Origin of the sequence: Undibacterium sp. Xuan67W, from assembly GCF_049340165.1 — a bacterium.
Taxonomy (GTDB): Bacteria; Pseudomonadota; Gammaproteobacteria; order Burkholderiales; family Burkholderiaceae_D; genus Undibacterium.
Genome location: NZ_JBMPPN010000009.1, coordinates 130,444 through 147,915 on the forward strand (window position 1 = coordinate 130,444; position 17,472 = coordinate 147,915).

Annotated in this window: 19 protein-coding genes; 12 read left to right on the forward strand and 7 right to left on the reverse strand. The window is 50.7% G+C overall.

Annotated elements, in window-relative coordinates; translation table 11 throughout:
* Positions 1-25: 25 nt before the first annotated feature.
* The 3 genes from aroQ to ACO0LE_RS10430 all read right to left on the reverse strand — a co-directional run bounded on the left by aroQ (position 26) and on the right by ACO0LE_RS10430 (position 1,660).
* A complete protein-coding gene (gene aroQ, locus ACO0LE_RS10420) occupies positions 26-463 on the reverse strand; it encodes a type II 3-dehydroquinate dehydratase (RefSeq protein WP_422960303.1) in 438 nt (145 codons plus the stop codon).
* Positions 464-530: 67 nt separating this feature from the next.
* Positions 531-1,070: a TlpA family protein disulfide reductase gene (locus ACO0LE_RS10425; protein WP_422954617.1), complete on the reverse strand. Its 540-nt coding sequence runs from the start codon at positions 1,068-1,070 to the stop codon at positions 531-533.
* A complete protein-coding gene (locus tag ACO0LE_RS10430) occupies positions 1,067-1,660 on the reverse strand; it encodes a hypothetical protein (protein ID WP_422960304.1) in 594 nt (197 codons plus the stop codon). Before ACO0LE_RS10430 ends, ACO0LE_RS10425 begins: the two co-directional genes overlap by 4 nt.
* A gap of 306 nt (positions 1,661-1,966) precedes the next feature.
* On the opposite strand from ACO0LE_RS10430, the gene mpl reads away from it, so the two are divergent.
* The 9 genes from mpl to corA all read left to right on the forward strand — a co-directional run bounded on the left by mpl (position 1,967) and on the right by corA (position 10,932).
* Positions 1,967-3,391, forward strand: coding sequence for a UDP-N-acetylmuramate:L-alanyl-gamma-D-glutamyl-meso-diaminopimelate ligase (mpl, locus tag ACO0LE_RS10435; RefSeq protein WP_422960305.1), 1,425 nt, complete (start codon positions 1,967-1,969; stop codon positions 3,389-3,391).
* Positions 3,388-3,960, forward strand: coding sequence for a YqiA/YcfP family alpha/beta fold hydrolase (locus ACO0LE_RS10440; protein ID WP_422960306.1), 573 nt, complete (start codon positions 3,388-3,390; stop codon positions 3,958-3,960). Before mpl ends, ACO0LE_RS10440 begins: the two co-directional genes overlap by 4 nt.
* On the forward strand, positions 3,957-4,640 hold the full coding sequence (locus ACO0LE_RS10445) for a chorismate--pyruvate lyase family protein (RefSeq protein ID WP_422960307.1): 684 nt from the start codon (positions 3,957-3,959) through the stop codon (positions 4,638-4,640). The genes ACO0LE_RS10440 and ACO0LE_RS10445 overlap by 4 nt, the downstream gene beginning before the upstream one ends.
* A gap of 170 nt (positions 4,641-4,810) precedes the next feature.
* Positions 4,811-6,934 carry a ribonuclease catalytic domain-containing protein gene (locus tag ACO0LE_RS10450; protein WP_422960308.1) on the forward strand — a complete coding sequence of 708 codons (2,124 nt, stop codon included), beginning with the start codon at positions 4,811-4,813 and terminating at the stop codon, positions 6,932-6,934.
* A gap of 69 nt (positions 6,935-7,003) precedes the next feature.
* The gene (locus ACO0LE_RS10455; RefSeq protein ID WP_422960309.1) at positions 7,004-7,900 is read left to right on the forward strand and encodes a TonB family protein; all 897 of its coding nucleotides are present in this window, start codon (positions 7,004-7,006) and stop codon (positions 7,898-7,900) included.
* The gene (gene aroE, locus ACO0LE_RS10460) at positions 7,897-8,775 is read left to right on the forward strand and encodes a shikimate dehydrogenase (RefSeq protein WP_422960310.1); all 879 of its coding nucleotides are present in this window, start codon (positions 7,897-7,899) and stop codon (positions 8,773-8,775) included. Before ACO0LE_RS10455 ends, aroE begins: the two co-directional genes overlap by 4 nt.
* A complete protein-coding gene (gene mtgA, locus ACO0LE_RS10465; RefSeq protein WP_422960311.1) occupies positions 8,772-9,458 on the forward strand; it encodes a monofunctional biosynthetic peptidoglycan transglycosylase in 687 nt (228 codons plus the stop codon). The genes aroE and mtgA overlap by 4 nt, the downstream gene beginning before the upstream one ends.
* Complete coding sequence (locus tag ACO0LE_RS10470) at positions 9,455-9,883, forward strand: hypothetical protein (RefSeq protein ID WP_422960312.1); 429 nt, start codon at positions 9,455-9,457, stop codon at positions 9,881-9,883. Before mtgA ends, ACO0LE_RS10470 begins: the two co-directional genes overlap by 4 nt.
* Positions 9,884-9,966: 83 nt before the next feature.
* Entirely contained in the window at positions 9,967-10,932 is a 966-nt protein-coding gene (gene corA, locus ACO0LE_RS10475) for a magnesium/cobalt transporter CorA (RefSeq protein WP_422960313.1), read from the forward strand.
* Positions 10,933-11,183: 251 nt separating this feature from the next.
* Here the strand turns inward: corA and ACO0LE_RS10480 are convergent, their stop codons facing one another.
* The 4 genes from ACO0LE_RS10480 to thiD form a co-directional block, all read right to left on the reverse strand.
* The gene (locus tag ACO0LE_RS10480; RefSeq protein WP_422960314.1) at positions 11,184-13,091 is read right to left on the reverse strand and encodes a bifunctional diguanylate cyclase/phosphodiesterase; all 1,908 of its coding nucleotides are present in this window, start codon (positions 13,089-13,091) and stop codon (positions 11,184-11,186) included.
* 12 nt (positions 13,092-13,103) lie between these two features.
* Complete coding sequence (locus ACO0LE_RS10485; RefSeq protein ID WP_422960315.1) at positions 13,104-13,805, reverse strand: transglutaminase-like cysteine peptidase; 702 nt, start codon at positions 13,803-13,805, stop codon at positions 13,104-13,106.
* 120 nt (positions 13,806-13,925) lie between these two features.
* Complete coding sequence (gene hemL, locus ACO0LE_RS10490; protein WP_422960316.1) at positions 13,926-15,209, reverse strand: glutamate-1-semialdehyde 2,1-aminomutase; 1,284 nt, start codon at positions 15,207-15,209, stop codon at positions 13,926-13,928.
* 131 nt (positions 15,210-15,340) lie between these two features.
* Positions 15,341-16,171 carry a bifunctional hydroxymethylpyrimidine kinase/phosphomethylpyrimidine kinase gene (thiD, locus tag ACO0LE_RS10495; protein WP_422960317.1) on the reverse strand — a complete coding sequence of 277 codons (831 nt, stop codon included), beginning with the start codon at positions 16,169-16,171 and terminating at the stop codon, positions 15,341-15,343.
* A gap of 205 nt (positions 16,172-16,376) precedes the next feature.
* On the opposite strand from thiD, the gene ACO0LE_RS10500 reads away from it, so the two are divergent.
* The 3 genes from ACO0LE_RS10500 (at position 16,377) to ACO0LE_RS10510 (ending at position 17,472) form a co-directional block, all read left to right on the forward strand.
* The gene (locus ACO0LE_RS10500) at positions 16,377-16,529 is read left to right on the forward strand and encodes a rubredoxin (RefSeq protein ID WP_262837817.1); all 153 of its coding nucleotides are present in this window, start codon (positions 16,377-16,379) and stop codon (positions 16,527-16,529) included.
* Positions 16,530-16,675: 146 nt separating this feature from the next.
* Positions 16,676-17,077, forward strand: a complete 402-nt coding sequence (locus ACO0LE_RS10505) for a response regulator (RefSeq protein ID WP_262837715.1) — start codon at positions 16,676-16,678, stop codon at positions 17,075-17,077.
* 29 nt (positions 17,078-17,106) lie between these two features.
* Complete coding sequence (locus ACO0LE_RS10510; RefSeq protein ID WP_262837714.1) at positions 17,107-17,472, forward strand: response regulator transcription factor; 366 nt, start codon at positions 17,107-17,109, stop codon at positions 17,470-17,472.

Genomic DNA, 17,472 nt, shown 5'->3' on the forward strand with positions numbered 1-17,472 from the left:
GTAAATTGCGTGAAGATGCAAGAATTTAAAGATTTTTTAAACTAAAGTCAATCGCTAATCGATAGCCTTCAGTGCCAAGGCCGCAAATCACGCCTTTGGCTATTTCGGAAAGGAAAGAATGATGCCGGAACTGTTCTCTTTGATGCACATTGGAAATATGTACCTCAATAAAAGGGATCGCAACTCCGGCAAGTGCGTCACGTAAAGCAATGCTGGTGTGCGTCAAACCGCCCGGATTAATGATGATGACGTCAATCTGTTCTGCACGCGCAGCATGTATCCTGTCAATCAGGGCACCTTCATGGTTACTTTGGAAACAGATTAGACTTGCGCCGGCCTGCTGGGCCTGATTTTGTGCAGCATTTTCCAGCTCGGCCAGTGTTGTTGCGCCATAGACTTGCGGCTCACGGGTGCCTAGCAAATTCAGATTCGGACCATTCAGCAGCAGCAGTTTGCTTGCCATATTATCAATTCTGTTTCACGAAGATAGCCGCATTTTGCCGCTATTTGTAGTGGATTGGCAAGGAAAACTATTTGGCCGCTTTAGTCAGTTTACTTATATCGGCCCGCAATTCATCCATTTTCAGACGACCGAGATATTGTTTTGCCACCGAGCCATCCGGGGCGATCAGTACGGTAAACGGTAATCCCCCTGCTTGATTGCCCAATTGGCGAGATAACTCGGTGCCCTCCATGCCAGCGGCGAATAAGGGGTAGGTAATCTGATATTTTTTTGCGAAATCAGCGATATTGGTGGGGCTATCAATGCCCAAGCCCAGAAGCTGAACGTTGGCGCTGGCCAAGTCTTTTTGTAATGCGGACAGTTCTGGCATTTCCTGAACGCAAGGTCCACACCAGGTTGCCCAGAAATTAACCAATAAGAACTTCCCCTGCCATTGTGCGAGTTTCTGGGTTTGTCCCTTGCTGTCAGGCAAGGATAGTGCGAGCAACTGCGCCACGCTGGCGTTTTTGGGGGCTGAAGGCGCCAGCTGTTTGTTGGCAGCGACTACTCCAAATGTGATTGATGCAATCGCGACCAAAACGGCGGCGAAGAAAAAACGTTTATTCATTCCTGACTTTCTGAAATTAATGCCGCCACTGCGGCCATGCCTGCGCGCTCATTACGACCCCCAGCGCGCAAATCATCTTGATTGTAGAGCGCCAGATGCACTCCCTCTTGCTGATACATAAAACTTAAGGTCTCAACGGGCTCATGCCGTTTGCTTGAGGTGTTCTCGGTTACTTCAAAACGAATATCTTGATTCAGCAAAAAAATGGCAACATCTTTGCCATTGTCGGTAAATAAATGCAAATAGATGTCGGAATGATCACCTGCGGTGCCATTCATGACTGCGCCGACCAGATATGGATTGAACCTCTCCAGTAGTTGCATTACATCCAGAGCAATTTCGCGCAATTCCAGCAAGCGCTGTGGTTGGGTATCACCAAAAAAGATGGCATTGTATTCGCGTACTTCCTGCTCAATCTGCTGATTGTCGGGCATGACATCGCCGCGAACTTTTTGATTGCCCAGCAATTGTTTGGCAGCGCGGCGCTTGGCGGAGCCATAATCTGCGCCATCTTCAGCAATCATGCGAGCCGCCAGCGCAGCGATTTCGGCGCGCAGCGATTCGGCTTCTCTAGGAGTACTTATCATCATGTCGGCATGATAAACCAAAAGGAGAAATCCCGGATTAAAGCTGAGGTAAAGCTGAAGTAAAGCCGGATTTACTATCAACGTCAGGTCAGGCAGTTTGCCAGCCAGGCAATCGTTGGGGCCGTGCTTGCAAATTGACAATGAACGCATGGATCAAAAACCAATGGGATTGAATGGAGTTCTTACTATTTCAGCATTGCCTCCATACAGATGAGCGGGTTGATGGAAAAGCTGGGTTAAAGGCATCTCTCAGGTAGAATTGCGGGATTCTGAAATTTGCGCGCAGCTAGCTCGTTTGACTAAATAATTATGCACATTCACATATTAGGTATTTGCGGTACGTTCATGGGTGGTCTGGCCGTGTTGGCGAAACAGGCGGGGCACAAAGTGACGGGGTGTGATGCGAATGTGTATCCGCCGATGAGCACGCAGCTGGAGTCGCAAGGAATCGTGCTGACTGAAGGTTTTGGTGTCGAACAGAGTGCCATTGAACCTGACCTATATGTGATCGGTAATGTTGTTACCCGCGGCAATCCTTTGATGGAAGAAATCCTGAATCGTGGCTTGCCTTATATCTCCGGTCCGCAATGGATGGGCGAACATATCCTGCGGGATAAATGGGTTTTGGCTGTCGCGGGCACTCATGGCAAGACGACGACCTCGGCGATGCTGGCGTGGATACTGGAGTCTGCCGGTTATGCGCCAGGCTTTTTGATCGGTGGCGTGCCCTTGAATTTCGGTATTTCTGCGCGTCTGTCCGGTCAGGCATTAAATCAGGCGGCATCCGATTTTTTTGTCATTGAGGCTGATGAATACGATACCGCTTTCTTTGATAAGCGCAGCAAGTTTGTGCATTACCATGCCAAGACCGCAATTCTGAATAATCTCGAATACGATCATGCTGATATTTTTCCCGATATTACCGCGATTGAAACGCAGTTCCATCATCTGGTGCGCACGGTGCCCGGCATTGGTTGTCTGATCGTGAACGGGCAGGAAGGCTCGTTGCAGCGCGTATTGGAGCGCGGTTGCTGGAGCAGTAAAGAATTCTTTGGCGTGGATGCCAATGCAGATCTACACAGTGATGCGCAGCAAGGCTGGTCATTGATCTTAAAAGACGGCGAAGATTTCGACGTTCTCTTTCATGGCGAATTTCAGGGCACGGTACAGTGGCAATTGAATGGCGCGCACAATCGCCTGAATGCACTGGCTGCGATTGCGGCGGCCCGCCATGTTGGCGTCACGCCAGCGATTGCCATTGAGGCTCTGGGACAGTTTGTCAACGTGAAGCGCCGCATGGAGGTTCGCGGTGTTACAAATGGCATCACCGTCGTTGACGATTTTGCGCATCATCCGACAGCGATTGCGACTACGGTTGCGGGTTTGCGGCGTAAGGTCGGTACGGCACGCATTCTGGCAGTACTGGAGCCGCGCTCCAACACCATGAAGCTCGGCACCATGAAACAAGCTTTGCCAGGCAGTCTGGCCGAGGCGGATCTGGTTTTTGCTTATGGCGCACCTGCCACAGGTAAAACTGTCCTAGGCTGGGATCTGGCCGAAGCCTTGCAGCCGCTTGGCGACAAGGCGAGCGCTCATCATGATCTGAGTGAGCTGGTCGTGGACATTGTCATCAAAGCGCAGCCAGGCGATCATATTCTGGTCATGAGCAATGGTGGTTTTGGCGGCATTCATCAAAAATTGCTGGATGCCTTGGGCAAGGTTGCACAAGCATGATTTTGTACTTGCACGGTTTTCGCTCGTCGCCACAATCCTTTAAAGCCCGCATGATGGCGGAGCATATGCAGCGCCTTGGCCGTGCTGATGACTATGTTTGTCCGCAGCTATCGGCCTCGCCTTTGATAGCAATCCAGCAAGCCGAGCAGATTCTTGCTGCTTATCCGCTCAGCGAGATCACTATCATCGGGTCCTCTCTAGGAGGATTTTATGCAACCTGGTTGGCGGAGCGTTATGGCTGCAAAGCGGTACTGTTAAATCCTGCCGTCAAGCCGCCGCGCGATCTGAAGAAATACGTCGGCGTCACGACGGCTTATCACAGTGACGAGATATTTGAGTTTAAAGCGGAGTATGTGCCGGAGTTACGTGCCTGCGAAGTAGTGGCCATTACTCAGCCCGAACGCTATTTATTGCTGGCAGCGACGGGAGATGAGGTGCTGGACTGGCGCGAGATGGTCGCGCATTATCCCGGCGCTCAACAGATTGTGATTCAGGGCAGTGATCATGGTATGGCGGATTTTGTTGATTATATCGATCAGGTAATAGCGTTTTGCGATGAAAAAGCATGACGCAAAACATAAAGCAGAGTATGAGCCAAGGCATGAAGCAGAAAGCAGCGGCGCATCAGCATGAAGATAAAGGTGCTCCTTGCATATCGCTGATCGTGACACCAGCTCATGCGCGCTGGTTTGCGAATGTGAACGGCGTACAGGCCTCGCCCCTGATGGCAGACTGGCTGTCCAACCGCGGTTCGCTGACTGCGCGTCTGGTAGCGCGTTGCGGTCAGTTTCGCGTTCAGCGCCTGCACCAGCGCCGTGCCCTGTGTCTGCCTGATGAGGCTGAGCAGATCGGTTTGCCTGTAGTTCGTAAAGTGCATGAGCGAGAGGTGATCTTGCGCTGTGACGGGCAAGCGATGGTCTATGCGCATACGGTGGTGCCCTTGACGGCGAGCGCTACGCAATGGCCTTTATTCCGTTCTCTCGGCGAGCGTTCTCTAGGGACAACCTTGTTTAACGATCCGCTGGTGGCGCGTGGTGATCTGATGTACGCACGTTTGCGCCCTTCGCATCCCTTGATGCGCAGGATTGTCGCTATTGAAGAATTAGCCGGACTGACGCAGGGCGTATTTAGCTTGCTGGCACGACGATCGGTGTTTCGTCGTAAAGGCAGTAGCCTGCTGGTAACGGAGGTGTTCTTGCCAGCGATTATAGACTTGAAATTAAAGCATACTGGTGGGGAGCATATTTAAACCACGCCGTATCGAGTGCGGACTGGGCTTAAATTGGGCGATACTCCCCTTATGGAATAAATTGATTATAGATTGACAGCGTGTCGAAGCAATGTATAGCTCATGTATCGACGTCAGATCTGTATTGGATAAACAATAGCTGGGCGACCGGCGCATCGAAGAAGTATTGCATGAACTTATTTTTTGAAGAATCAGGTGATTTCAAGGGAGGCAGCGTCTTGTCGCAGGCGGGTGAGGCGTATCAGGTTGAGCTGGCGAGCGGCAAGCGTAGCAAAGTCAAGGCGAAGGATGTGCTGTTGCAGTTCGGCTCTCCCGATCCTGCCACATTGATGACTCAGGCAAAAACATTGGCGGCTGAGATTGACCTGGCGTTTTTATGGGAAGTCGCGGGCGAGGATGAATTTGGTTTTGCTGAATTAGGTGCCGAATATTTTGGACACGCACCGACGCCCGACGAGGCAGCTGGACTGATTCTGGCATTGCATAGCTCACCGGTTTATTTCTACAAAAAGGGCCGTGGCCGCTACAAAAAAGCACCGGAAGCCTCCTTGAAGGCAGCTCTGGCAGGCATAGAAAAGAAGAAGCAGCAGTTGATCGTGCAGGCGGCGTATGTTGAAGAATTGAAGCAACATCGCCTGCCCGCCGCATTTACATCACTGGCACTGCAACTATTATTCAAGCCTGACAAAAACAGCATTGAATATAAAGCCATGGCCGAAGCCTGCGATGCCTTGCAAACTTCGCCAGCACGCCTGATGCTGGCATGCGGCGGACTGACGAGTGCGAAAGACCTGCACTTTTCTAAATTTCTGTTTGAGAGTTTTCCTAGGGGCTTGGGGTTTCCTGCAGCGCCTATTCCAGCTTTGCCGACGGATTTGCCAGTGGCAGATGTGCAGGCTTTTTCGATTGATGACGTAACCACGACCGAGATTGATGATGCGTTCTCCGTCGTTGAGTTGGGCAGCGACCAGATACGCGTCGGTATTCATATTGCGGCACCAGCGCTGGGTATACAGCGCGGTGATGCGCTCGATGCCATTGCGCGTTCCCGTATGTCCACTGTGTATATGCCAGGCGACAAGATCACGATGTTGCCCGATGCGCTGGTCGAGACTTATACGCTCGGCGAAGGCCAGACGCGTCCGGCGCTGTCGTTATATGTGACGCTCAACACAACAGACTGGTCTGTCGTCAGCACCGAAACCAAGGTCGAAGCAATACCGATGGCATCGAATCTGCGTCATAACGATCTTGATGCACTGGTGACCGAGGACAATCTCGCAAATAATGCCGGCGAGTATCCGCACAAAGCCGAGATCGCCAGAATCTGGCAATGGGCGCTGGTGCTTGAGCAGGGTCGCATGGCGAAGCGCGAAAGTTTCGGACTTAAGCCAGAGCAAACCAACCGTGTCGATTTCAATTTTTATGTTGAGAATGATGTTGTCTCCATCGTTCGCCGCAAGCGTGGTGCGCCGCTGGATAAGATGGTTGCCGAGCTGATGATTTTTGCGAACAGTACCTGGGGCAAATTCATGGCCGATCACGGCATCCCCGGCATCTATCGTGCGCAGGGGGGCGGGTCTGGTGGCTGGGCCGCCAAGATGCAGGTACGTATGGTTACCCACGCCGCGCCACATCAGGGGCTGGGCGTCGATCAATATGCATGGAGTACTTCGCCACTGCGTCGCTATACCGATCTGGTGAATCAGTGGCAAATCATCGCCTGCGTACAAAATGGCGTAACCGCACCGCTGGTAGCGCCGTTTAAACCCAAAGACGCTGACCTGTTCGCAATCGTATCTGGTTTTGACGCTGCGTATTCCGCCTATGGCGACTTCCAGTCCACCATGGAAAGATACTGGTGCCTGCGCTGGTTGCAACAAGAAGAGGCGCGCCAGGTTGTGGCCGTAGTGCTCAAGGATGAAGTGCTGCGCTTGGTCGATATTCCCCTGATCATCCGTTTGCCGGGCATGCCGCAAATGGCGCGCGGCGCACAGGTCAAACTCGACATCCTGCGCTGGGATGAGGTAGATCTCAGCGTTGAAGCGCGTATTCTGGAAATGTTATCCAGCGTGACCGAAGAAGGTCTTGGCGATGTCGAAGACGACGCTGCGGATGGCGAGATTGTCGCCGTGGTCGACGATATGGCTGATCAGTCCAGCGAAGCTGGCGAATTGACCGTTACGGAAGAAAGTAACGGCGCTACAATGTCAGGCGAAGTTGATGCGATCGACTCATTGACCGTGTCGCAGCAGGCCGAGCATCACGTCAATCCGGCGCAGCCAGAAAACTGAACATAGTCCGCAAGAGTAGTCGATGACTTCTGATCGCCGCCTTACATTAAAAAAACGACGAAACTATTTGTGAAATCCATTTTTGATAATCTGATTCTGTCCACTGCCATCTTGATCTCCCTGGTCTTGCACGGGACGATTTTGTTATTGCACTTTGTTTCTCCCCGACCTGCTGAGGCTGTTGCTGCGGATCCCGGTCTGGAAGTTATTTTAGTCAATGCTAAGCATGATAAAAAACCCTTAAAAGCAGAAGCATTAGCTCAGGCCGATCTCGATGGCGGTGGTGCGAGCGATGCGGGGCGCGCCAAGTCACCTCTACCGGATATGCGCAAGACCGAAAACGGCGACAGCATTATGACGGCGAAGCGTAAAGTCGAAGAGCTGGAAGAACGACAAAAAAAATTGATGGATCAGGTCGATTTGAAAACACCGTTCAGATCTACTAAAACCAGTGACAGCAATAAATCAGAAGACAGCAAACAAAGTAGCGATGGCCGGGATAATGTGGACAGCAATCAGGCGCTGGCCAGAATGGCTGCGGAGATTTCTCAGACCATAGAAGATCAGAACAAACGTCCGCGTAAAACCTTTATTACGCCGAGTACGCAAGCAGTTGGTTATGCCATGTATTACAAGGCCTTGCAGAAAAAAGTCGAGGACATCGGTACGCTGAATTTTCCTCAAAAAGATGGTAAGAAGCTGTACGGTGAATTGATTATCTATATTCCGATTTTTCAGGACGGTACCATCTACGAAAAAGATGGTGGACCAAAGGTAGAAAAATCATCGGGTAACCGCGCGCTGGATGCGGCTGCTTTACGCATCGTTCGGCGGGCGGCGCCGTTTGGCAAGTTCCCGGCGAATATGCGCTCGAATGATAAAGATGATCTCTGGGTCGTCATTACCCGCTTCAAATTCACCCGTGATCAACAACTCGAAACCGAGTTGCGCGGAGGCCCCAATTGAGTACCCTGATTGGAGCCGCAACAGCTGACCGTTACGTTGTCATCGGCAATCCGATCGCGCATAGCAAGTCGCCGGCGATACATGCGCACTTTGCCTTACTGACGGCCCAGCAAATCGATTATCAACGCCTGCTGGCTCCTTTGGATGGGTTTGCACAGACGGTCTTGTCCTTTCGTAACTCTGGCGGTAAAGGGGTGAACGTCACTGTCCCTTTTAAGCTTGAGGCTTTTGCGCTTGCCACACAATTGACACCGCGTGCGCAAGCTGCCGGTGCGGTCAATACGCTGAAGTTTGAGGGTGCTGTCATTCTTGGCGACAACACGGATGGTCAGGGATTGGTTGCCGATATTGTACGTAATGCGGGTGTGACGCTTCAGGGAAAGCGCGTATTACTGCTCGGCGCTGGCGGCGCCGCGCGTGGTGCGCTCCTGCCTCTACTGGAACAGCAACCTGCACAGCTGGTGATCGCCAATCGTACCGTTGCGCGAGCTGAAGAGTTGGTCTTGCTGGCGCATCAATATGAACCGCTTGCAGGAATCGCCTCTGTTGTCACCAGCAGCGCGTTCAGTGATGTAGACGGTGAATTCGATATCGTCATCAACGCTACCTCCGCAAGTTTGCACGACGATGTGCCGCCGGTTTCTTCAGGTATTTTCACTGCAAATACGCTGGCTTACGACATGATGTACGGAGCAGCGCCGACAGCGTTCTTGCGCTTTGCCGCTAGCCATGAGGCACAGATCCGTGACGGCCTTGGAATGCTAGTTGAACAGGCGGCAGTCGCCTTTGCGCTATGGCGTGGTGTATTGCCTGAGACGGCGCCCGTGCTGGCAGAGTTGCGCGGCGCGTTGTTGGCTAGGGCGAGGTCGTCATGAAGCGTTTTTTCTTGTGGCTGATTCTGTTGCCGATACTTTTATTCATTTTGCTGCAGGCGTATTTTTTACTGCAAATTTGCTGGTGGGTGAAATTCAATCCATCGTCTACCAGCTTCATGCGTCAGCAATTAAGCGTACTGCAAGAAAAAAATCCAGACGCCAGGCTCCAGCATAAATGGGTGCCATATAACAAAATTTCGAACAATCTGAAGCGCGCTGTGATTGCTTCCGAGGACGATAGTTTTGTCGATCATGACGGTGTCGATTGGGAAGCTATGCAAAAAGCCTACGAAAAAAATCAAAAGAAGGGCAAAGTAGTGTCCGGTGGTTCGACGATTACGCAGCAGTTAGCGAAGAATTTGTTTTTGTCCGGACAACGTAGTTATCTGCGCAAAGGGCAGGAATTGATCGTGACGTACATGCTGGAGCTGTGCATGGATAAAGAACGGATTCTGGAAATTTATCTGAACGTAGTTGAATGGGGTGTCGGTGTGTTTGGTGCCGAGGCAGCATCTCAGCACTACTACGGCATTAGCGCCGCGGCGCTGGGACCTGCGCAGGCGGCACGGCTTGCTGTGATGCTGCCTAAGCCGCGCTATTTCGATAAAAATACCGGATCGGCGTATTTACAAAGACGTAGTGAAATGATTTTGAAACGTATGAATTCTGCGGAGTTGCCATGAGCTTGCAGAGGCAATCCGGTGCGGTTAGTTTGCTGATGACGTCGATTGTGATGATGCTCATGACATCGTTAGCACTCGCCTTCTTTTATTTTATGCGTTATGGCGAATTGCCTTTTCACGACGCACTCCTGCGCTGGACAAAATCCGGTGATGCGATCTCCGCCGGTATCAAGGACGCGGCTAGTTTACATAATCCGATAGGGCAGACGATCACCGCAGATTCAGAGGTGCGCCGTTGTACTATCAAGGGGAAAGTCGTGTTCTCCAATACTGATTGTCTCGATACAAATACAACGACACGCACAGTCAAGTTGATCGATAACAAGGGCTTTGAACCGCCTAAAGTGCCTGCGTCCAGCGGTGAAAATCAGGCTAGTGGTGTCGCTGATTTACGTGAACAACTGATTATTAAGCAAGCTCGCTGATGTCGATGCCCTTGTCATCTTGTTTGAAATTGTAAGATGAACAGGTTTACAATCCAGCCATCCGTTTTCGCCGGAATCCATCCATGATTAATGTTTTCGTTTTACACAATGGCCGCCTCAGCCAGATCAATGTAGAGAACCGCGAAGATCTGGAGAATACGTTGCCGATCTGGGTCGATCTGACCGATCCGAATGAAGAAGAGCGCGAATGGGTCAAGAGTATTTATGGCGTGACCTTACCCGGCGAGGACGAGGTCAAAGATATTGAAGCCTCAGCACGTTACTACGAAGCGGATAATGGCGACTTGCATTTGCGTACAGATTTTCTGATTGATGATGACGACGAGCCAGCCCGTACCGTCACAGTCGCTTTCATTCTTGCCCGCGATATCCTGTTCTCTGTTCATACTCTCGATTTGCCGGTATTCCGACTGGTACGTATGCGCGCCCGTTCCCGGCCTGGTTCGATCAACGATTACAAAGATGTCTTACTGGATTTGTACGCAACGGATGCCGAGTATTCTGCTGATGCGCTGGAGGGAATTTACCAAAATCTCGAAGAGGTAAGCCGGGCAGTATTGCAAAAGAATTTCTCTGATCAGGATGCGGCGGCCGCCCTGAATGCGATTGCGCAAGAGGAGGATCTGAATGGCCGGATTCGCCGCAATATGATGGATACGCGCCGGGCTGTGAGTTTTTTGATGCGTGGACGTCTGCTGAATGCCGACCAGTTTGAAGAGGCGCGGCAGATCTTGCGCGACATTGAATCACTTGATGGTCACACCTCATTTTTGTTCGATAAGATTAACTTCCTGATGGATGCGACCGTCGGTTTTATTAATATCAATCAGAATAAGATTATCAAGATTTTTTCTGTGGCCTCGGTCGCATTTTTACCGCCGACGCTGATCGCCAGTATTTACGGTATGAATTTTAAAATTTTGCCGGAGTTGCAATGGGATTGGGGATATCCGTTTGCACTGGTATTGATGCTGGCTTCTGCTATCGCCCCGTTCCTGTATTTCCGTCGCCGTGGCTGGTTGAAATAGATCATTTTTTTTCACGCCACCAATGATTAGAGTGCGTTATTGCTAATACAGCTCGTACGCAAAAAATCATTTCTGAAAACTGAATCCACAATGTTGGCGCGCCTCCTCGCACAAAATGCCTTGGTGAGCCCCATGCAGACAGCGGATTCAACCTGGACTTTCAGAATTTTTGACAGGTGAATTCATTCAGCTCATCACCGTCGCAACTTCGCAGTGCTGTTTTGCTCCTGCCACGAATCCAATACGCGAAACTAGAGTAGCTTCACACCTGACCCGGTTGCGCCGGTCAGCCCGAGCGTGGCAAGGGCATTGAACTCTTCTTCAGACACGACAGCTTCTGCAATGACCTGTGTGCCTATGCGGCTCATGATATTCGTCATGCTTTTGATGAACACCTGGTTGCTCTCGTTGCTATCGATGCTGCGTATAAAACTGCCATCAATCTTGAGATAGTCCAGTTTGATGTCATGGATTAAATTCATCTTGCTGAGCTGATGTCCTGCGTGTTTGAAACCGATCTTGCAACCAAATGGTCGCACCATTTGCTCAAAAATTTTGAAGGCGTCGAGTTGGGCGAACACGCCGTTCTCAGGTATCTCCAGCCATAGTCGATGGCAGAGATCGGTATAGGTTTCCATAAACCGGCGCAGCTCTTCCCTGAATCCCGCATCACGTATAGAAAAAGCCGACAGATTAATCGCCAGCCCCGGTAATGCAGGTTGCTGGCCCAAGGTAATGAGGCCCAGCGAAACCGCACTTAGGTCGAGTTGTGCGGATAAACCTAGTCGTTCTGCGATCGGGATAAAGCGGCCAGCCGCAAACCAGCTACCGTCAAACATCAGACGCAACGCGGTCTCTTGATGCAGCAAGCGGTGAGTGAAATCAGTGACAGGAAACACCGCGAGTTTGACGCGATTTTGCTGCAAAGCCTGCTGTATCAGATTAGTCCACTCATCTTTGCTTTTTGGGGCCTGTGCAATGCCGAGTGGCACTGCGCGACGGGCATCGCTCTGGCTACTCATTTCAGCGCTGGCAATCGCCGTATCGACTTGAGAGAGCAGGTCGCCTGCAGTCATGCCATAGTCAAATTCACCATAGCCGATACAGGCTTTGCAGGGATGATCGCCCGCTTGCTCTAGTGTGTACTTCACAAGATCGAGCAGCGTTTTTGCTACGGGCTCTGCGTCGGCATGACGACACAAAACAGCAAAGTCCGATCCGTTCAGCCTGGCAGCGAAGCCTTCTTCTAATGCCAGAATATGTTGCTGCAAGGCCTGGCCGATATCTTTGAGCAGTGCATCCGTTTTTTCACGTCCCCATTGCTGATTCAGTTGAGCGAAGTGTGTCAGATGGAGCATCACCAGCGTGCCAGTTGCGGCATTTTCTTCCTCGGCCATGACTTGTAGCTGCGCCATGAAATGCGTGCGGTTTGCCAGACCGGTGATCGCATCGGTATTCGCCTCGCGGCGCAAGTGGTCGAGTCTGGTGGCCTCTTCAGCGAACATGGATTTTAATAAATTGACGGACGCATTCATCGCAAGCGACAGTTGTTTTAACTCGGGTACCTGTGACTCGGGTGTCGTCACAAAGCGTCGCTCTGACAAGGCGTGTGCTTGTGCAATGACGGAATCTAGTGGTTGCTTCAGACGGCGTAATACCTGTGTGCCCAGATAGCCGGAAATTAATCCGGCCAGACCAATCGCTCCCAGCATATTGCAGGTGGAGTCCCATAATGCCTGATACGCAAAACCACTTTGCGATACCAGAGAAATCGTACCGACTTGTTTCCAGCCATCGCTGATTTGTGCTCGCCCCGGGAATGAGTGGATCGGGAACAGGCGAATAAACCACTGCGGTATTTGGGTTTTTTCTGCCGCAGTCACGCGCTCGACCATTTTTTTACCATCAGGGTTGGTGATGCTGATACTCTCGTAATGCCCGCGATCAAAGAGTGCCGCCACCATTAATTCGAGATCTACAGGATCGGTACTTTTCTGACTGATCGACAGGGCAAGAACGCTGGCATTATCGGCATTTTTCATCCTGAGCTGTTCATTCAGATACGCTCGCGAACTGAGTGTCGACGCTAGCAAACTGCCTATCGACGCGAGCAGCGTGCTGAGAATAATGGCAAGCCAGAGTTGGCGATACATAGACATAATGCGTTTCCTTTAAAAACCTTCGCGTCGTGCACGTTCTAACAAGTCCTGCCACCTCGATAGACGGCTGGTGCCGCCGGCACCCGCTACGGCATTGGCCGCAGCACCGGAAAAAATTCCTTGACTATTGAAGCTGAATATCGGTGTTAAGTCTTTACGTTGTGATGCCGGATGAATCTCGGTATTTAAATTATCCAGTACCAGAGGCTCACCGTCCGTAGAGGGAGGTGGGTAGTACGCCAGTATCATATGCGCTTGTTGGGTACTGCCGCCAATACCGTCGGTGTTATCAATCCGCGCTTTGACATAGATGAGGCGCAATTGATTATCCGGAACATTCATGCTGCGCAAAGTAAAGTATTTCGCAATGACGAAATCTTCACAATCGCCTTTACCCTTGGCTAGCGTTTCCATCGGCGTTGCCCAATAATCGGGGACACCCCAGACTTCCTGATCCTCTGCGTAGCTTATTTTTTGATTAAAAAAATCGTTGACGGTTTGCAGCTTGACGGCGATTGATGTAGTGGCGTTCGCCTGCACTAATTTTTGCCACTCATTAAGTGTTTGCTGAGTACCGCCCAGCGCCCGTATGCTGGTTTGTAAGCGCGGGAAGTCAAAGGCACTAACCGTCAGCAACATGGAGGAAGCTGACACACAGAATGCCAGCTTACTTAGCTTACTCAACACAGGCAATTGACGAGAGCGCGATGACAAATTAAGTGTCCGTGGGTATCACATCAAGAGACAAAAAATGAGGACTGCATCAGGTTGCTCTGTACTTTGTCTTGACGACGGCAGACAGGCTGAGTTGATGCAGTGTGGGCTACTGTAGCATTAATTCAATTGAGCAAAGGCGTGTCGTGCAGCCTCTATCGTTGCGGCAATGACGCCATCATCATGCTGGGCGGAGACAAATCCCGCTTCAAATGCAGAGGGAGCCAGATAGACGCCGGCATTGAGCATGAGATGGAAGAAACGATTAAACTTTTCCTTGTCGCTTGCCATCACGCTTGCATAACTGTCTGGGATGGAGTTGGCAAAATACAGACCAAACATGCCGCCTTGAGAATCGGCGCAAAACGAGATGTTGGCCTCTCTGGCGGCAGCGCTCAAGCCTTCAACCAATTTCGTGGTTTGCGCAGATAAATTTTCGTAGAAGCCAGGCTCTTGTACGAGCTTCAGTGTCGACATGCCTGCCGCTACAGCAACCGGGTTGCCGGACAAAGTTCCCGCCTGATAGACACCACCTAAAGGCGCCATGTGCTGCATCAGGTCTGAGCGTCCGCCGAACGCTGCTACGGGTAAGCCGCCCCCGATCACTTTGCCCAGCGCAGTGATATCGGCCTGAATTCCGTATAAGGCTTGCGCGCCGCCAAGGCCGACTCGGAAGCCGCACATGACCTCATCAAAAATCAAGACACTACCGTAGTCCGTACACAAACGACGCATTGTCTGAAGGAATTCTGGCGTCGCTTTGATCAGATTCATGTTCCCGGCAACGGGCTCGACAATCACGCAGGCAATGTCTTTGCCATAGGCTTTGAACGCATCCTCCAGTTGTTGCGGGTTGTTATAGTCCAGCACCAATGTGTGTTTAGTGAAATCTTCCGGAACGCCTGCCGAGGTCGGATTGCCAAATGTGAGTAAACCGCTGCCGGCCTTAACCAGAAGAGAGTCTGCATGACCGTGATAGCAGCCTTCGAATTTGATAATCTTGTCACGTTTGGTTGCACCGCGCGCCAGTCGTAATGCGCTCATTGTTGCTTCTGTGCCACTGGATACGAGACGAACTTGTTCAATGGACGGAACCAGACGGCAAATTTCTTCTGCCATCAGAATTTCACCTTCGGTTGGGGCGCCAAAACTCAGGCCGCGCGTAGCTGCTTCTTGAACCGCTTTGACGACGACAGGGTGAGCGTGTCCGACAATTGCTGGTCCCCAGGAGCCAATATAGTCGATGTAGCGTTTGTCTTCTGCGTCCCAGAAATAAGGGCCTTCAGCACGGGTGATAAAGCGAGGTGTGCCGCCCACAGAGCGGAATGCCCGCACGGGTGAATTGACGCCGCCCGGTGTCGTTTTTTGTGCCCGGAAAAACAGGCTGTCGTTTTTATTTGTCATGGTGATGCAGTATCAGGTAGGTAATGATGAAAAGATCAAAAAAGAATGTGGATCCAAGGAGACGGTTATGTCTTGCGATGCATTAAAAACGAGAATCAGTAAAATCAGGCTCAATAAAGTCAGACTCAATATTATTCTGGTTCTTTCGCCCAGAAATAACGATCAGGGATAAGCTTGCCCATGCCCAGACGTTGTGCGTGACCAATTGCCGCGACGGTGAATTCTTGTGCTTCAAGTACCGCTTCCGGAATTTCTAGACCGTTGGCCAGCAGGGCAGCAATACTGGCGGATAAGGTGGTGCCGCCACCGGCATGTGAGCCGCTGACTCTTTGCCAGTGATCGTTGCGCACCACGCCAGATTCGTCGAATAAAATATTAGCTACTTCTACGGTGCTGGTTGGCGTGCCTGTAACCAGAACGTATTCACAACCAGATTCAATCAGGGTGGCCACATCTGCTAGCATTTCTTCTTCAGAGCTGGCAAGACTCTGGGCACCGGTTTCTCTCCAGGTTTCTGCCAGTCTGGATAATTCAACGGCGGAGATCAGCAATAAGCTGGCTTGCGGAATGAGGAGCTCGCGGATGGCCAGCAACAGATCCTCTGCTTCCGGTACCTCCGGCATGCCGGAATTAAATGGATCCAGTATCAGCGGCATATCCGGATAATCGGAGACGATTTCGGCAATTGCGGTGACTGTTTCTACGCTCGCTATTTGTCCGACCTTGAACGCGACGACAGGCATATCTTCGAGGACGGTACGGGCTTGATCCGTGACCAGATCGGTTTCCATCGGATAGATGTCATCGATTTGTGAGGTATCACCGACAAGGATGGCAGTAATGACCGGCAGGCCGTGACAACCCATTGCGGCAAAAGAGGCAAGATCTGCCTGCACGCCGATTGCGGCAACCGGATCGGAGGCCCCAAAGGTCAAAATAAGTGGAGAAATTTGGTTTTGCACGTTTGGTAGATTAATATAGTCGACTTTGTAGAGGTTATTGCTCAATATTCCGGCGGTGTTTTCAATTCAGGCACCAACATCAGTGCTAAAAAGTGCATGCTTAAGACTAGCGGAAATGTTTTGCGACAATCTCGGTATTTTACTTGATTGAAGGGTTTTGGTCGTGAGTGATAAAGAATCAGCAACTACAGAATTGAAGTCATGGATGTGCCTGATTTGTGGTTGGGTCTATGATGAGCAGCAAGGTTTGCCAGATGAGGGTATTGCGCCAGGAACCCGCTGGGAAGATGTGCCGATGAACTGGACCTGTCCAGAATGTGGCGCCCGCAAAGAAGATTTCGAGATGGTCGCATTCTGATTTGATTGCTTAAAGAATAATTTTTAAAGTAGTTTGGTGTTGCGTGTTGTACTCGAATGTTTATTCTGGGAAAAAATCATCGCAAGTTTGTCATTTTTTGTTACAGTGTCAGATGATTTTAACCCCAGTATCTTAGAGATAATCTTATGTCAACGTTGACAGGCAATGAAAGCTTGAAAATTATGGTGATCGACGACAGCAGTACGATCCGTCGGTCAGCAGAGATTTTTTTGGGGCAGGTGGGTTACAAGGTGGTTTTGGCAGAAGACGGCTTTGATGCTTTGGCTAAAATTAACGACTCTCATCCTGATTTGATTTTTTGCGATATCTTGATGCCAAGGCTAGATGGGTATCAGACTTGCGCATTAATCAAAAAAAGTGCCAAATTTCGTGATACGCCAGTGATCATGTTGTCTTCCAAAGACGGCTTATTTGATCGTGCGCGCGGTGCGATGGTAGGATCAGATGAATATCTGACTAAGCCTTTTACAAAAGACAGTTTGCTCAAAACGGTGCGTAATTACACATCCGGCACGCCATCCAAATGATTTAACCGTATTAAATGTTGAGGTAAAAAATGGCTATACAGAAAATTTTGGTAGTGGATGACTCTCCGACCGAGCGTTATTTTTTAACGGATATCCTCGTTAAAAATGGTTTTTCAGTATCAACTGCTGAAAATGGTGAAGAGGCACTGACAAAAATCAAGGCCGATAAGCCGCAGTTGATTTTGATGGATGTGGTTATGCCTGGTCAGAACGGATTTCAGATCACACGTGCGATTGCCCGTGATCCTGAAACACAGGATGTTCCTGTGATTATCTGTACCAGCAAAAACCAGGAGACTGACCGTATCTGGGGATTGCGTCAAGGTGCTCGTGACTACCTCGTCAAGCCAATCGACCCGCAGGAATTATTAGCAAAGATAGCCGCACTCGGCTGA

Bases quoted from the DNA above. Each gene is read 5' to 3' on its own strand.
- hemL (WP_422960316.1), bottom strand. From the start codon at position 15,209: ATGACAAATAAAAACGACAGCCTGTTTTTCCGGGCACAAAAAACGACA.
- corA (WP_422960313.1), top strand. From the start codon at position 9,967: ATGATTAATGTTTTCGTTTTACACAATGGCCGCCTCAGCCAGATCAAT.
- ACO0LE_RS10450 (WP_422960308.1), top strand. From the start codon at position 4,811: ATGAACTTATTTTTTGAAGAATCAGGTGATTTCAAGGGAGGCAGCGTC.
- aroQ (WP_422960303.1), bottom strand. From the start codon at position 463: ATGGCAAGCAAACTGCTGCTGCTGAATGGTCCGAATCTGAATTTGCTA.
- ACO0LE_RS10430 (WP_422960304.1), bottom strand. From the start codon at position 1,660: ATGATGATAAGTACTCCTAGAGAAGCCGAATCGCTGCGCGCCGAAATC.
- ACO0LE_RS10480 (WP_422960314.1), bottom strand. From the start codon at position 13,091: ATGTCTATGTATCGCCAACTCTGGCTTGCCATTATTCTCAGCACGCTG.
- mpl (WP_422960305.1), top strand. From the start codon at position 1,967: ATGCACATTCACATATTAGGTATTTGCGGTACGTTCATGGGTGGTCTG.
- ACO0LE_RS10445 (WP_422960307.1), top strand. From the start codon at position 3,957: ATGACGCAAAACATAAAGCAGAGTATGAGCCAAGGCATGAAGCAGAAA.
- ACO0LE_RS10425 (WP_422954617.1), bottom strand. From the start codon at position 1,070: ATGAATAAACGTTTTTTCTTCGCCGCCGTTTTGGTCGCGATTGCATCA.
- ACO0LE_RS10505 (WP_262837715.1), top strand. From the start codon at position 16,676: ATGTCAACGTTGACAGGCAATGAAAGCTTGAAAATTATGGTGATCGAC.
- ACO0LE_RS10440 (WP_422960306.1), top strand. From the start codon at position 3,388: ATGATTTTGTACTTGCACGGTTTTCGCTCGTCGCCACAATCCTTTAAA.
- ACO0LE_RS10510 (WP_262837714.1), top strand. From the start codon at position 17,107: ATGGCTATACAGAAAATTTTGGTAGTGGATGACTCTCCGACCGAGCGT.
- ACO0LE_RS10500 (WP_262837817.1), top strand. From the start codon at position 16,377: ATGTGCCTGATTTGTGGTTGGGTCTATGATGAGCAGCAAGGTTTGCCA.
- ACO0LE_RS10470 (WP_422960312.1), top strand. From the start codon at position 9,455: ATGAGCTTGCAGAGGCAATCCGGTGCGGTTAGTTTGCTGATGACGTCG.
- mtgA (WP_422960311.1), top strand. From the start codon at position 8,772: ATGAAGCGTTTTTTCTTGTGGCTGATTCTGTTGCCGATACTTTTATTC.